Below are 13,226 nucleotides of genomic sequence, written 5' to 3' on the forward strand. Positions count from 1 at the left end.
ATGACGACAGACACTGGCGCGCACCCACGCATCCGTTCCTATGTGCTGCGCGCCGGGCGCGTTGGCTCCGGCCAGGCGCGTGCGCTGGCTGAAATCGGTCCGCAGTTCATGTTGCCGTACCAGCCCGCGATGCTCGATTTCGAGGCGGTGTTCGGTCGCGCCGCCCCGCGCATCCTGGAAATCGGCTTCGGCATGGGCGAAGGGCTGGCCGAGATTGCCGCCGCTCACCCGGAAAACGACTACCTCGGCGTTGAGGTTCACACGCCTGGCGTCGGCGCACTGCTGAAGCAGCTTGGCGAGCGGGGGCTCACCAATGTCCGGGTCGTCCAGCACGATGCCGTCGAGGTGCTGACTCACATGCTGGCGCCGGCCAGCCTCGCCGGCATCCACATCTTTTTCCCCGATCCCTGGCACAAGAAGCGTCACCACAAGCGCCGCCTGATCCAGCCTCCGCTGGTGAGTCTGCTGGCCAGCCGCCTGGCGCCCGGCGCCTACATCCACCTCGCCACCGACTGGCAGGACTATGCCGAGCAGATGCTGGCCGTGCTCTTCGCCGAGCCGCAGTTGCAAAACACCGTGGCGGATTACGCGCCGCGCCCCGACACCCGCCCCCTCACCAAGTTCGAGCAGCGCGGCATCCGTCTGGGCCATGGGGTGTGGGACCTGGTGTTCCGCCGGATTTAAAAATCTGCGGCGCCATGCCGCTATGATGCAGGCATGGACATCCTCGAACTCGTCAAGGCGGCATTCGCACTGTTTGCCATCGTCGACCCGGTCGGCGTCATTCCGCTTTTTCTCCTCGCCACCCACGGCTACACCCTGGCGCAGAGCCGTGGAGCGGCACGCATCGCGGCGCTGACGGTGCTCGGCGTGTTGACGCTGTTCACGTTCGCCGGCGAACCCATGCTGGATTTCTTTGGCATTCGCCTCGAGGCGTTCTCGGTGGCGGGCGGCCTGCTGTTGCTATTGCTGGCACTGTCGATGGTGCAGGCGCACGTCAGCCCGCAGCGGCAGACGCAGGACGAGGCGCTGGAAGCCGAGGAAAAGGACGCGGTCGGTGTGGTGCCGCTCGGCATTCCGCTGCTGGCCGGGCCGGGCGCGATCACCCATGTCATCGTGGCAGCGGGCGCGGCGCAGGGCGATGTGCTGCACCAGGGCCTGTTGCTGATCCCGGTGGCGCTGGTGGCCCTGTCGGTGTGGCTGGCGTTTCGTGCCGCACCGATGATTGCGCGGCGGCTCGGCAAAACCGGGATTCACGTCGTCACGCGCTTGATGGGTCTGATCATCGCGGCGATTTCGGTCGAGATGATCGCGGGCGGCCTGGGCAAGCTGTTCCCGGGTTTGCTGGCCTGATCGGGTGCATCGTGCACCGATAGCGCGCATTTCCGCGCAACGCACCCTTCATCGGCACGATCTATCATGTGTTCACTGCTGGCACGATTGCTGCGCCATTCAGGCATAAACCTTAAAGGAGTCAAGTATGGAATTCGGTATCGTCGGACTGGGTCGCATGGGCGGCAACATGGCGCGGCGACTGGCGCGCAAGGGCGCGCAGATCGCGCTATACAACCGCAGTTTTGATGTGACGCAAAGCCTGGCTGAAGAAACGGGCCATCTCGCCTGTGACAGCTTGCAAGCCCTGGTCGATGCACTCGCCACGCCGCGCATCGTGTGGCTGATGTTGCCTGCCGGCGACGCAACGGAAGCGACGTTGCAAGCCTTGCGGCCGATACTGGCGCCGGGTGATCTGATCGTGGATGGAGGCAATTCCTTCTATAAAGATGTGCAGCGCCGCACCGCCTGGCTGGCCGAACGCCAGATCGAGTTTTCCGATGCAGGGGTGTCCGGTGGCGTGTGGGGGCTGGAGAACGGCTATTGCCTGATGTTTGGCGCGAGCGAAGCGGCAGCGGCCCGGCTCAGGCCTTATATGGAGAAACTCGCCCCCGCGTCGGACCGTGGCTGGCTGCATTGCGGCTCGGTCGGCTCCGGGCATTTCGTCAAGATGGTTCATAACGGCATCGAGTACGGCATGATGCAGTCGCTGGCCGAAGGCTTCGCGCTGATGAAAAACAAACCGGGGTTTGAGTTGAATCTCGGTGAAATTGCCGAGCTGTGGCGCCACGGCAGTGTGGTGCAATCGTGGCTGCTTGATCTGTCGGCGGATTTTCTGGCGCAGGATCAGACGCTCGAGAACATTCTGCCTTATGTCGGCGACTCCGGCGAAGGTCGCTGGACCGCGCTCGAAGCGATCGAGCAGGGCATCCCCGCGCCGGTGATGACGCTGTCCCTGATGATGCGCTTTGCCAGCCAGGGCAAGAGCGATTACGCCAATAAAATGCTGGCAAAAATGCGTCAGGGCTTCGGCGGCCACGAAGTGAAGGAGGGCTGAGATGAACCTGGGCAAAAACGATTCAGCCGATAATCTGCCGTGTTCGTTCGTGATTTTCGGTGCGACCGGCAACCTCGCATCAAACAAGCTCCTGCCTGCGCTGTATCACCTGGAGGCCGCCGGACGGCTGGCCGAGTCGCTTACGATCATCGCATTTGCAAGGCGTGACTGGACGACGGAAAACTGGCGCGAACACATGCGCGAGACGCTCGATGGCAAGATCAAAGGCTCGCTCGACACGCCGGTGTTCGAACGCTTCATCGCGCGCTTCAGCTATCACAAGGGCGATCTCAACGACGTTGCCTCCTACCGCGCGCTGGCCGAGCGCCTGCCGCCCGAATCGGCGTGTTCGGGCGCGGTGTTCTATCTCGCAATCAAGCCGGCGGAATTCGGCGCAGTGATCCAGAATCTCGAAGCCGTGGGACTCAACAAGCCGCGCGGCCTGCACCGCGTGGTGATCGAAAAGCCTTTTGGCGAAGATCTCGAATCGGCGCAGATGCTCAATCGTCTGCTGCACCAGTATTTCGACGAGGAGCAGGTCTACCGCATCGACCACTTTCTCGGCAAGGAGACGGTGCAGAACCTGCTCGTCTTCCGTTTCGCCAACACGCTGATCGAGCCCTTGTGGAACCGCAATTTCATCGACCATGTGCAGATCACCGTGGCAGAGTCGATCGGCATCGAGGATCGCGCGGATTACTACGATCGTGCCGGCGCGCTGCGCGACATGCTGCAAAACCACCTGATGCAGTTGCTGACCGTCGTCGCGATGGAGCCGCCCGCCGCGCTCGAAGCCGACGCGCTGCAGGACGAAAAGGTGAAGGTGCTGCGCTCGATCCGTCCGATCGCCAAGCGCGCAGTGCACGCGCATGCGCTGCGTGCGCAATACACCCACGGCAAAATCGATGGCAAGCCCGTGGTGGGCTACCAGCAGGAAGAAAACGTTGAGCCGAACTCCATCACCGAAACCTTCGTCGCAGCCAAGTTTTACATCGACAACTGGCGCTGGCGCGGGGTGCCGTTCTTTCTGCGCACCGGCAAGCGCATGCCGCACCAGACCTCGATGATCGCGATCCGCTTCCGCCATCCGCCGCAGCAGCTGTTCCGCGAAACCCCGCTCGAGACGATCGATCCCAACTGGATTCTGCTGTCGATCCAGCCTGACGAATCGATGCGCATGGAAATCCACGTCAAGCAGCCCGGGCTCGACATGGACACGCGGCTGATGCAGATGAATGCGAGTTTTCTCAAGACCGACGAGCAGACGCTCGATGCCTACGAAACCCTGCTGCTCGACGTCATCGAAGGCGACCGCTCACTGTTTCTGCGCTTCGACGAAATCGAATGGGCGTGGCGGGTGGTCGATCCCATCCTTAATCACTGGGCGGTCGAGCGCGAATATATCCCGACCTACGCCGCCGGCAATTGGGGGCCGGCCGACGCCAATCGTCTGTTCGACAGCGACGACCAGGTCTGGCGCAACGAACTGTGATGCAGCCCGAATGGCGAGTGCTCGCCGACGCCGATGCGCTGGTGGAACGCCTGGCCGCTGCGCTGTGTGCCGAAGCCGAGGCTGCCATCGCCGCGCGTGGCGTGTTTCATCTGGTGCTGGCGGGCGGAACCACCCCGCTTGCCCTGTATCGCGCGCTGGCTGACAGACGTGCGGGCGATGCGCGCTGGCATGTCTGGTACGGCGACGAGCGCTGTTTGCCGGCGGACTATCCCGAGCGCAACAGCGTCATGCTCGAAGCCGCCTGGTTTGCGGCGTCAAGCATTCCTCCGGAAAACCGTCGTCCGATTCCCGCCGAACGCGGTGCGCGCGAGGCCGCAGCGGTGTATGGCGAGTGGCTGGAAGGCGTGGGAGATTTCGACGTGGCCCTGCTCGGCATGGGCGAGGACGGTCATACTGCGAGCCTTTTCCCCGGACACGGCTGGGGTGATGCGCCCGACAGCGCAGATGTGCTGGCGGTTCACGCTGCGCCGAAGCCGCCGCCCGAGCGGGTGAGCCTGTCGGCGGCGCGGCTGAATCGCAGCCGGCGCGTTTGGTTTGTCATTACAGGTTCGGGCAAGCGCAAAGCGCTGCTGTGCTGGAAAAACGGCGAGACGCTCCCGGCATCAGTTGTGCGGGGCAAGCTGGAAACCGTGGCCTGGCTGGATGCCGCGGCCTGGCCGGTTAATGAGTGATCACTCGGCTGTGTCGGGTTTCGGTGCGGCCGTTTTTTTGGGCTTGTTCGCTGCTGTCGCCAGCAGCGCCTGGCGCGACGCCGGGGTTTCCAGGCTGATGCGGCCGAGGGTGCCGCTGCGGTAGTCGGTGAGCAGGATCATCGCGGCCTTTTCCAGATCGAGTTCGGCACCGCGCCCCTTTTTCAGGCAGCCGCGTTTTTTCGCCACTGCTTCCAGCACCCCAGGCGCATCCACCCCTTCCAGCGAAAAGCCGTAACGCGCCTTCAGCAAGGCCGGATAGCGTTCGAGCAGAATGCCTGCGAGAAAAATCGCCACCTCCTCGTCGATCACCGCGTTGCGGCCGATCGCGTGGCTGGCTGCCAGCATGAAGCCGTCGGAGTCGTGCTCGATCTTCGGCCAGGTCATGCCCGGCGTGTCGACCAGGATCAGGCGCGGCGACAGGTTGATACGCTGCTGCGACTTGGTCACCGCAGGCTCGTCGCCGACTGCCGCCACGCGGCGCTTGACCCAGGTGTTTATCAGCGTGGATTTGCCGACGTTGGGGATGCCCATGATCATCAGCCGCAGCGGCTTGAAAGTGTCGTCGCGGTGCGGCGCCAGCTTCTGCGCCAGTGCCGGCAGCTTCGCCACGTCGGATGCTTTCTTGGCGGAAATCGCCACTGCCAGCACGCCGGGCTGCTTGTTGAAATAAGCCAGCCAGGCGCGGGTGGCTTCCGGGTCGGCCAGGTCGGCCTTGTTCAAGAGCTTGAGGCACGAGCGTTGGCGATGCAGGCGCAGTTCGTGGATCATCGGGTTGCTGCCGGCTTCCGGCAGGCGCGCGTCGAGCACCTCGACCACCACGTCGATCTGCGCCATCGTCTCCGCGGCTTTCTTGCGCGCGGTGGTCATGTGACCGGGGAACCACTGGATCGCCATCGGGTAGGGGTATCGGAGGAAAGGGCGGGATTATCCCATTAGTCCGGGCTTAGCCGGCACCGCCGCCGCTGCCCACGCCGTGCGCCGCCTGCAATACCAGCACATCGAAATCGGCCGCGCTCATCAAGCCGCGCTCGGCGACGATGTCGCGCACCGGGCGCCCGGATTTTTCCGATTCCTTGGCGACTTCGGCGGCCCGGTTGTAGCCGATCCGGGTGTTGAGCAGGGTGGCGAGTGCGACGCTCTGGTGGATGAAGAAGGCACAGCGCTCGCGGTTGACGACGATGCCCTTGAGGTTTTTCTCGGTGGCGGCGTTCATCGCGTTGGTCAGCCAGTCCATGGCGTCGAACAGCGCGGAGCCCAGCGCCGGCATCATCACGTTCAACTCCATCTGCCCGGCCTGCACCATGTAGGACACCGCCGCGTCCTGCCCCAGCACCTGGAAGCAGACCTGGTTCAGCATCTCGAACATCACCGGGTTGACCTTGCCGGGCATGATGGAAGACCCCGGCTGCACCGGCGGCAGCTGGATTTCGCCCAGCCCGGTGCGCGGGCCGGAAGCCAGCAGGCGCAGGTCGTTGGAGATGCGGGTGAGTTCCAGCGCGAGGTTGCGGATTTCACCCGACAGCCGCGCCAGATCGTTCATCGACTGCATCTGCGCGACCAGCTGGCCGACGCGGATCGGTTCATGGGTGAGCTTCGCCAGTTCGGTTGCGACGCGTGCCGGATAGTCGGGCGAGGTGTTGAGACCGGTGCCGGCGGCGGACCCGCCCAAGCCGATTTCGCACAGTGCCGGGCGCACCGCATCCAGACTGGACGCACACCGCGCGAGCGTCCACGCATAGCCGGCGAATTCCTGCCCCAGCGTGGTCGGCACCGCGTCCTGCAGATGGGTGCGGCCGGATTTCACCGTGTCCTTCTCGCGCTCGGCCAGGCGCGAAAACTCCGCCGCCATGGCATGCACCGCTGCGGTCAGGCGCGGCAGCTTGGCCAGCACGGCGAGGCGGATCGCGGTCGGGATGGTGTCGTTGGTCGACTGCCCCATGTTGACGTCGTCGTTGGGGCTGACCGGCGTGTAAACGCCTTTTTCGCCGCCCAGCGCGACGTTGGCGACGTTGGCGATGACCTCGTTGCTGTTCATGTTGTGGCTGGTGCCGGCGCCAGCCTGGAAGCGGTCGACCACGAATTCATCCCTATACTCGCCGGCGAGAATTTTTTCGCAGGCAGCTACGATGGCGTCGCGTTTTTCTTCCGAGAGCCAGCCCGGCTGGCAGTTGGCGTGCGCGGCGGCGAGCTTGATGCGCACGTGCGCTAGTACGAAATCCTTATCCGGCCGGCGTCCCGAAATGGGAAAATTGGCCATGGCGCGCGCGGTCTGTGCGCCATACCAGGCATTCAGGGGAACCTGGACCTCGCCGAGCGAGTCTTTCTCAGTACGAAATTTATTCACGGCGAATTCATTCATGATGGAAATAACAATGCAAACTTTACAAAGAAGGCAATTTTATCCGATGTGGCTGGCCGGGCTGCTGCTGGCGCTGACGGCGTCATGGGTGCAGGCGGCGGATTTCAGGGTGACCGATACCAACGGCAAGACGCATACGCTGTCCGGCTACAAGGGCAAGTGGGTGCTGGTGAATTACTGGGCGACCTGGTGCCCGCCCTGCCTGGAGGAAATCCCCGACCTGATCGCGCTGAACGAAAACAAGAAAAACAACCTTGTGGTCATCGGCGTGGCGATGGATTACCGCAACGCCAAACAGGTGACCGATTTTGCCGAGAGCATGTTTGTCGATTACCCGATTGTGCTGGGCACCCCTGAAATCGTGCGCCAGATCGGGCCGGTGCAGGGCCTGCCGACCACCTACCTGTATAATCCGGATGGTAAAATGGTTGCACAGCAGGTTGGATTGATTACCCGCGCGGTGGTGGAAAGCTACATTGCTAGCAAGCCGGCCCGCCCGAAAAAATAATTCCGACTGCAACGGAGACTCCATGCGCCAATTTCTGATCGCGTTTTTCTTGCTCCTGTCTGTGCCCGCCTGGGCAGAGACGCGCGACCCGGTCAACCATTTCTTCCAACCCGGATTCGGCGACCTGCAGGCCGATTTGCAGGAAGCCAGAAAGCAGGGCAAGAAGGGTATTTTCCTTTTTTTCGAAATGGATAACTGCCCTTGGTGCGAACGCATGAAAACCACCATCCTCAACCAGTCCGAAGTGCAGGATGACTATCGTGCAAAATTCCTGCTGTTTTCGATCGATGTCAACGGCGATACCGCGCTCACCGATTTCCAGGGCAATGCCACCACCGAAAAGGCGTTTGCCCTGGGTCTGCGCGTGCGCGCCACGCCGGTGCTGTTGTTCTTCGATCTCGACGGCAAGTTGATGGCGCGCCATACCGGCCCGGTCAAGGACAAGGCCGAGTTTCTGCTGCTCGGACGCTATGTGGCCGAGGGCGCCTACGCAGCTGGACCGTTTATCAAATACAAGCAAGGCAAATGAAGCGCGCCACCTGGAGTGTGGTGCTGGCGTGGGCGCTGTCCGGCGCGGCTGGGGCGGCGGACCTGACGCTGGACGAGGCGCTGGCAGCCGTGGCTGTTGCCCACCCCGATCGGCGCATGGCCGAGAGCGATCTGGCGCTGTCGCGCGCCGACCGCGACCAGGCAGCCAGCAGGAAGGATTTCAGCCTGTTCCTGGACGGCAGCCTGCGCACCGGACGGCGACTGGACGGCGACTGGAACCCCGACAATGTCGGCCGCATCGTCGCGCGCAAGCCCTTGCTGGACTTCGGGCGAAGCGGCCAGGCCGTCGCCGCGGCCGATCAGGAAATCGCTGCGCGCCAGGCGGATCTCCTCAATGCCGAGAGCCTTCGCCGCATCGACATCATGGCGCGTTTTTTTGATGTTTTGCTGGCCGATCAGCAGTACGCTGCGGACAACGAATTCATGACGGTGGCCTATCTGGACTGGGACAAGGCCCGCGAGCGTTTTGAACTCGGCATCGGCAACCGGCCCGATCTGTTGCGCCTGGAAGCGTTCTACCAGGATTGGCGTGAACGCCGTAATGCCAGCCTGCAGCGCATGCGCAGCGCCCGGCAGAAGCTTGCGCATGCCATGTACAGCCAGGACAAACTGCCGACCACCCTCGCCGAGCCGGTCTTGCAGGGCAATGCCAGGCCGGTGCCAGAATACGATTCGCTGCTGCCCTGGGTGATGCAGAAAAATCCACGCGTGCAGGCCTTGCAGGCACAGCTTGCGGCCGCGGATGCGCGGCTTGCCTCGATTCGCGCCGAGCGTCACCCGACGCTCGACGCCGAAGTGATCGGCGGTGGCTATAGCCGCGAATCGGTCATCCGTGATGAACTCAGCGCCGGCCTGGTGTTCAATATCCCGCTTTACCAGGGCGGCCGCGTGGATGCCCGGACAGCGCGCGAGTTGGCACAGAAGGAGCGTCGCGCCGCCGAGCTGGAAAAACTCAAGCTCGATCTTTCGGACACGCTGCTCGCCACCCTGCAGGAAATCGAGTGGTTGCGGGGCAGCGGTCGTGCGGCCGCCGACAAGCAGGTGGAATATCGCGACTGGGTGCTGGAGCGCGCGCGCGCCGAGTATGAACTCGAACTGAAAACTAATCTGGGAAGCAGCATGGCGGAGACCCAGACGGCGCTGCTGCGGCGCAAGCAGGTGGAATACCGTCTGGCGCTGGCGCTGGCCCGGCTGGAAGCATTGTCCGGCGGCAGCCTGCCGCCTGTTGAGGGAGCACCGAAATGAAGCAGGGCATTGTGGCGATCGCACTGGCCGGGTTGTGTCTGGGGGTGGCTGGCCCGCTTGGGGCCGCAGAGCGGGTCGAACTCACCACCCGCGTGTCAGGCGTGGTCGAGGAGGTTCTGGTGAAACCCGGGCAGCGCGTGAAGAAAGGCGCGGTGCTGCTGCGTCTCGGCACGACCGTGCTGCAGGCCCGGCTCGACGAGGCGGCGGCGGAACAGGCGCGCGCGGATGCCGATGAGGCGGATGCCAGGCGCGAACTGGAACGGGCCCAGGAACTGTTCGACCGCACCGTGTCGTCGACCAGCGAACTCGAAGCGGCTACGCTGCGTCACGCACGGGTGAAGGCCGCCCTGTCGGGCGCCAATGCGCGGCTCGTGATTGCCAAAAAGAACCTCGGCGACGCCGAACTCAAGGCACCGTTTAGCGGTGTGGTCAGTTCGGTGCCGGGCGGGCCGGGCACCGTGGTGACGGCGGACTGCCAGCCGAAGACGCTGATTGTCCTGAGCCCGGGGCAGCCCTGAACGGGCGGCCGGTTTGGTCTGACGCTCCGGCGGCTTGAACAGCGAGGCAGGGCAAGCCCGTGGCGTTGCCCTCGGGGCAGCTATCAGGCGGCCATGCGTTTGGCGGCGCCGGCCTCCATTTCCGCCGCCTGATGCGGCGAAGCCACTGCGGCGATCACCCTGCGGCACATCGGCAGGACCGTGTTGAAGCCCGCCAGGTCCTTCACTTCGCTCATCTGCCGATAGGCCGGTGACTTGGTCCCCACCAGTGTGGCCATGAATTCCAGCACGTAGCTGCGCCCCGCTTCCAGGCTGTCTGCTGGTTGCGTGGCTGCGGCAGCAGCTTGCGCAAGCGCCTCCGGGGCCGTCGGCAGGCTGGATGCGGCAGCAGCCTGTGCTGCCGCCGGGTTGCGCGGGGCCTCGATGAACCCGCTTTGCAGCAAATCGTTCACCATTGTTTCGAGCTCGGTGCAGCTGGGCAACTTGTCGCGCAGTTCGCCAAACGAAATGCCGTTTCCGATAGCGAACATGATTTGCCGCTGTTTGGGCCGCAAGGTGTGGCCGTGGTTGAAGATTTCTTCCCGTCCCTTGGCCGTGCGGGACAATTGCATTGTCATGTCCATGGTCGCCTCCGATGCCTCGTTATCGTAGTGCAGGTGAAACACCTGTGTCATGCCCCAGCATGGCCTGTGCCAGGGCGTGAATTGCGTGTCTCCCCTTGCCGGCCAGCTTGCAGCGCGGTTGGCGGCGGAGGGGGGCGATGAACGGTGGCAGAAGTGACGAATGCGTGACGGCTGGTTGAGATTTCGCCAGGGTGGTGATCGAGGGTGGCGTACCGGTCTGCCCTGCCCGGAGGCCTAACGGCGAGCGTGTGCGCTTGCGGGTGATGTCCTCAATCGGTGAGCTTCAGCTGCGTGATGCGACGGTCGTGTCGGCCGGTTGGGTGCTGGGGGTGTAATCCCAGTGGCGTTTCCATGCGCCGACGACAAGGTTGGGGTATTCCGGGCGCCCCAGGCTGCCGTTATAGCGGCCCAGCGCACGGAATAAGTCGCCGCGTTCGATGTCGATGTAGTGGCGCAGGATCAGCGCGCCATAGCGCAGATTGGTGCGTAACTGGAACAGATTGTGGTCGGGATCGCCGATGGCCTTGACCCAGAACGGCATCACCTGTGTGTAGCCGCGCGCGCCTACCGGTGAAACGGCATATTTGCGGAAACCGCTTTCGACCTGGATCAGGCCGAGCATCAGTTGCGGGTCGACTCCGGCGCGCGAGGCTTCCCAGTGCAGGGTGGTCAGAAATTCCAGCCGCTCGGCCTCATCCGGCATGCGCCTAGCGAGCCGGCTCGACATGTCCTTCAGCCAGGCCGCCTCATCCGCAAGCTGGCGAAACGCCGTGCGGGTAACGGCGGTATCGGCCAAGCCGCGCTGCAGGGACGAACGCACATTGGCGGACATGGCTTCCTCGCGCTGGTTGCCCGCATGCGCGGACAAGGCAAGCAGCAGGGCGGTGGCTAGTGTTGCGAACCGCAAATAACGAAACATGAAACCGTGTCTTTTTCCGCCATGCGTCGTTGCAGCCCCTTGCCGTATACCCCATACGGCTGCGGGCCCGCGCCTAGCCTGACGAAAAAATCCATCAATTTCATTTGTTCCGCTATTTGCGGTTCGCAACACCAGCAGGCCGATGTGCGTTGTTTTCTTCATGTCAGTGTCCCAACAATCCTGTCAAAAATTCCGTTGCATCGGCCAGCGTGATTTTTTGCGCTTCGCCGCTTTGACCCGGCGCGGCGCGGCGCGGCTGGTATTCGATTACGCCGTCCTTCAGCCCGCGCTCGCCCACGGTGACGCGGTGCGGGATGCCGATCAGTTCGGCGTCGGCAAACATCACGCCGGGGCGTTCGTCGCGGTCGTCCAGCAGCACGTCGTGTCCGGCGGCAATCAGTTCAGCATACAACGTATCGGCGGCTTGTCTAACCATCTCGCTCTTGCCGTAGCCGATGGCCACGATCACCAGCCAGAACGGCGCCATGGTTGCCGGCCAGATGATGCCCTTCTCGTCGTGGTGCTGCTCGATGGCCGAAGCCACGATGCGCGACACGCCGATGCCGTAGCAGCCCATTTCCATCGCCTGGGACTTGCCGGCCTCGTCCAGATAGGTCGCGTTCATGGCCTGCGAATACGTGCTGCCAAGCTGGAACACGTGGCCGACCTCGATGCCGCGGCACAGTTGCAGCGTGCCCTGGCCGTCCGGGCTGGGGTCGCCGGACGCCACATTCCTTATATCGGCTACAACATCCGGTTCCTGCAGGTCGCGACCAAAATTTACCCCGGCCAGGTGATATTTCGGCTTGTTGGCGCCGCAGACAAAATCGCTCATCGCCGCGACCGTGTGATCCGCGATGACCCTGATTTTGGCGAGATCGAGCCCGACCGGCCCCAGGAAACCGGGCGAGCAATTAAAGACCGCGCGGATTTCGGCTTCGTTCGCCAGCCGGAAATCCGAAAACCCTTCCAGTTTGCCGAGTTTGACTTCGTTCAGCATGTGGTCGCCGCGCAGCAACAGCGCGACCATCTGCTCGCCGGCGCTGCCCTTGACCATCCCGGCGATGAGCTTCACGGTTCGGGTCAGCGGGATGTCGAGCAGGGCGGCGACATCCTCGCACGTGGTCTGTTTCGGCGTTTCCACCTCGCGCAGCGTTTCCTGCGGCGCGGTGCGCTGCGTGGCGGGGGCAACGGCTTCGGCGAGCTCGACGTTGGCGGCGTAGTCGGAGTCCGGGCAATAGGCGATCAGGTCTTCGCCGGAATCGGCCAGCACGTGGAATTCGTGCGAGGCGGAGCCGCCGATGGCGCCGGTGTCGGCCGCCACGGCACGGAAGGTCAGCCCCAGCCGGCTGAAAACCCGCGTGTAGGCGTCATACATGATCTGGTAGGTTTCAGCGAGGCTGGCCTTGCTGGCGTGGAAGGAATAGGCGTCCTTCATCAGGAATTCGCGCGCGCGCATGACGCCGAAACGCGGCCGGATCTCGTCGCGGAATTTCATCTGGATCTGGTAGAAGTTGACCGGCAATTGCCGGTAGCTCTTGATCTCACGCCGCGCCACGTCGGTGATGACTTCTTCGTGGGTGGGGCCGAAGCAGAAATCGCGCTGGTGCCGATCCTTGATTTTCAGCATCTGTGGGCCGAATACCGCCCAGCGCCCGGTTTCCTCCCACAGCTCGGCCGGCTGCACCGCCGGCATCAAGAGCTCGATCGCGCCAGCGCGATTCATTTCCTCGCGCACCACCGCTTCCACCCGGCGCAGCACGCGCAGCCCCAGCGGCATCCAGGTATATAGCCCCGACCCCAGGCGCTTGATGAGGCCGGCGCGCAGCATCAGCTTGTGGCTGACGAGTTCGGCCTCCGACGGGGCTTCCTTGGTGGTGGAAATGAAAAACCGGGTGGCGCGCATGGTGGAATAATCAGGACGAAAACGCG

General features: G+C 63.6%; 14 protein-coding genes. 9 read left to right on the forward strand and 5 right to left on the reverse strand.

Features of this window, described 5'->3' with window-relative positions; all coding sequences use genetic code 11:
- The 5 genes from trmB (at position 1) to pgl (ending at position 4,573) form a co-directional block, all read left to right on the forward strand.
- Entirely contained in the window at positions 1 to 684 is a 684-nt protein-coding gene (trmB, locus tag ABW22_RS01005) for a tRNA (guanosine(46)-N7)-methyltransferase TrmB (protein ID WP_059751065.1), read from the forward strand.
- A gap of 33 nt (positions 685 to 717) precedes the next feature.
- Positions 718 to 1,353, forward strand: coding sequence for a MarC family protein (locus tag ABW22_RS01010; RefSeq protein ID WP_059751067.1), 636 nt, complete (start codon positions 718 to 720; stop codon positions 1,351 to 1,353).
- A 127-nt stretch (positions 1,354 to 1,480) separates the two neighbouring features.
- Complete coding sequence (gnd, locus tag ABW22_RS01015) at positions 1,481 to 2,389, forward strand: phosphogluconate dehydrogenase (NAD(+)-dependent, decarboxylating) (protein WP_059751070.1); 909 nt, start codon at positions 1,481 to 1,483, stop codon at positions 2,387 to 2,389.
- Between the two features lies 1 nt (position 2,390).
- Positions 2,391 to 3,881, forward strand: a complete 1,491-nt coding sequence (gene zwf, locus ABW22_RS01020; RefSeq protein WP_059751072.1) for a glucose-6-phosphate dehydrogenase — start codon at positions 2,391 to 2,393, stop codon at positions 3,879 to 3,881.
- Positions 3,881 to 4,573 carry a 6-phosphogluconolactonase gene (gene pgl, locus ABW22_RS01025; protein WP_059751073.1) on the forward strand — a complete coding sequence of 231 codons (693 nt, stop codon included), beginning with the start codon at positions 3,881 to 3,883 and terminating at the stop codon, positions 4,571 to 4,573. Before zwf ends, pgl begins: the two co-directional genes overlap by 1 nt.
- Here the strand turns inward: pgl and ylqF are convergent, their stop codons facing one another.
- Both ylqF and ABW22_RS01035 read right to left on the reverse strand, forming a co-directional pair.
- Positions 4,574 to 5,488, reverse strand: a complete 915-nt coding sequence (gene ylqF, locus ABW22_RS01030; RefSeq protein WP_059751075.1) for a ribosome biogenesis GTPase YlqF — start codon at positions 5,486 to 5,488, stop codon at positions 4,574 to 4,576. It abuts the gene before it with no gap.
- Between the two features lie 49 nt (positions 5,489 to 5,537).
- Positions 5,538 to 6,938: an aspartate ammonia-lyase gene (locus ABW22_RS01035; protein WP_237763185.1), complete on the reverse strand. Its 1,401-nt coding sequence runs from the start codon at positions 6,936 to 6,938 to the stop codon at positions 5,538 to 5,540.
- Between the two features lie 28 nt (positions 6,939 to 6,966).
- Here ABW22_RS01035 and ABW22_RS01040 point away from each other — a divergent pair, with 28 nt between their 5' ends.
- The 4 genes from ABW22_RS01040 to ABW22_RS01055 are packed head-to-tail and all read left to right on the forward strand — an operon-like array spanning position 6,967 to position 9,773.
- Positions 6,967 to 7,461: a TlpA disulfide reductase family protein gene (locus ABW22_RS01040; RefSeq protein ID WP_059751080.1), complete on the forward strand. Its 495-nt coding sequence runs from the start codon at positions 6,967 to 6,969 to the stop codon at positions 7,459 to 7,461.
- Between the two features lie 22 nt (positions 7,462 to 7,483).
- Positions 7,484 to 7,990, forward strand: coding sequence for a thioredoxin family protein (locus tag ABW22_RS01045; protein ID WP_059751082.1), 507 nt, complete (start codon positions 7,484 to 7,486; stop codon positions 7,988 to 7,990).
- Positions 7,987 to 9,255 (forward strand): TolC family protein, encoded by a 1,269-nt coding sequence (locus tag ABW22_RS01050; protein WP_059751085.1) that lies wholly within the window; start codon positions 7,987 to 7,989, stop codon positions 9,253 to 9,255. The genes ABW22_RS01045 and ABW22_RS01050 overlap by 4 nt, the downstream gene beginning before the upstream one ends.
- The gene (locus ABW22_RS01055; RefSeq protein WP_059751087.1) at positions 9,252 to 9,773 is read left to right on the forward strand and encodes an efflux RND transporter periplasmic adaptor subunit; all 522 of its coding nucleotides are present in this window, start codon (positions 9,252 to 9,254) and stop codon (positions 9,771 to 9,773) included. The genes ABW22_RS01050 and ABW22_RS01055 overlap by 4 nt, the downstream gene beginning before the upstream one ends.
- 83 nt (positions 9,774 to 9,856) lie before the next feature.
- Here the strand turns inward: ABW22_RS01055 and ABW22_RS01060 are convergent, their stop codons facing one another.
- From ABW22_RS01060 to ABW22_RS01070, 3 genes are all read right to left on the reverse strand, one after another.
- Positions 9,857 to 10,375: a hypothetical protein gene (locus ABW22_RS01060; protein ID WP_059751201.1), complete on the reverse strand. Its 519-nt coding sequence runs from the start codon at positions 10,373 to 10,375 to the stop codon at positions 9,857 to 9,859.
- Positions 10,376 to 10,658: 283 nt separating this feature from the next.
- Entirely contained in the window at positions 10,659 to 11,294 is a 636-nt protein-coding gene (locus ABW22_RS01065; RefSeq protein WP_059751089.1) for a lytic transglycosylase domain-containing protein, read from the reverse strand.
- Between the two features lie 163 nt (positions 11,295 to 11,457).
- Entirely contained in the window at positions 11,458 to 13,200 is a 1,743-nt protein-coding gene (locus ABW22_RS01070; protein WP_059751091.1) for a proline--tRNA ligase, read from the reverse strand.
- Between the last annotated feature and the right edge of the window lie 26 nt (positions 13,201 to 13,226).

The sequence above is a fragment of the Thiobacillus denitrificans genome (assembly GCF_001530125.1).
Taxonomy (GTDB): Bacteria; Pseudomonadota; Gammaproteobacteria; order Burkholderiales; family Thiobacillaceae; genus Thiobacillus; species Thiobacillus denitrificans_C.

What these genes read in the sequence shown, in the direction of transcription:
- pgl (WP_059751073.1), top strand. Translation starts at nt 3,881, where the DNA reads ATGCAGCCCGAATGGCGAGTGCTCGCCGACGCCGATGCGCTGGTGGAA.
- ABW22_RS01050 (WP_059751085.1), top strand. Translation starts at nt 7,987, where the DNA reads ATGAAGCGCGCCACCTGGAGTGTGGTGCTGGCGTGGGCGCTGTCCGGC.
- ABW22_RS01040 (WP_059751080.1), top strand. Translation starts at nt 6,967, where the DNA reads ATGCAAACTTTACAAAGAAGGCAATTTTATCCGATGTGGCTGGCCGGG.
- ABW22_RS01065 (WP_059751089.1), bottom strand. Translation starts at nt 11,294, where the DNA reads ATGTTTCGTTATTTGCGGTTCGCAACACTAGCCACCGCCCTGCTGCTT.
- zwf (WP_059751072.1), top strand. Translation starts at nt 2,391, where the DNA reads ATGAACCTGGGCAAAAACGATTCAGCCGATAATCTGCCGTGTTCGTTC.
- ABW22_RS01070 (WP_059751091.1), bottom strand. Translation starts at nt 13,200, where the DNA reads ATGCGCGCCACCCGGTTTTTCATTTCCACCACCAAGGAAGCCCCGTCG.
- ylqF (WP_059751075.1), bottom strand. Translation starts at nt 5,488, where the DNA reads ATGGCGATCCAGTGGTTCCCCGGTCACATGACCACCGCGCGCAAGAAA.
- ABW22_RS01045 (WP_059751082.1), top strand. Translation starts at nt 7,484, where the DNA reads ATGCGCCAATTTCTGATCGCGTTTTTCTTGCTCCTGTCTGTGCCCGCC.
- ABW22_RS01060 (WP_059751201.1), bottom strand. Translation starts at nt 10,375, where the DNA reads ATGGACATGACAATGCAATTGTCCCGCACGGCCAAGGGACGGGAAGAA.
- ABW22_RS01010 (WP_059751067.1), top strand. Translation starts at nt 718, where the DNA reads ATGGACATCCTCGAACTCGTCAAGGCGGCATTCGCACTGTTTGCCATC.
- gnd (WP_059751070.1), top strand. Translation starts at nt 1,481, where the DNA reads ATGGAATTCGGTATCGTCGGACTGGGTCGCATGGGCGGCAACATGGCG.
- trmB (WP_059751065.1), top strand. Translation starts at nt 1, where the DNA reads ATGACGACAGACACTGGCGCGCACCCACGCATCCGTTCCTATGTGCTG.
- ABW22_RS01055 (WP_059751087.1), top strand. Translation starts at nt 9,252, where the DNA reads ATGAAGCAGGGCATTGTGGCGATCGCACTGGCCGGGTTGTGTCTGGGG.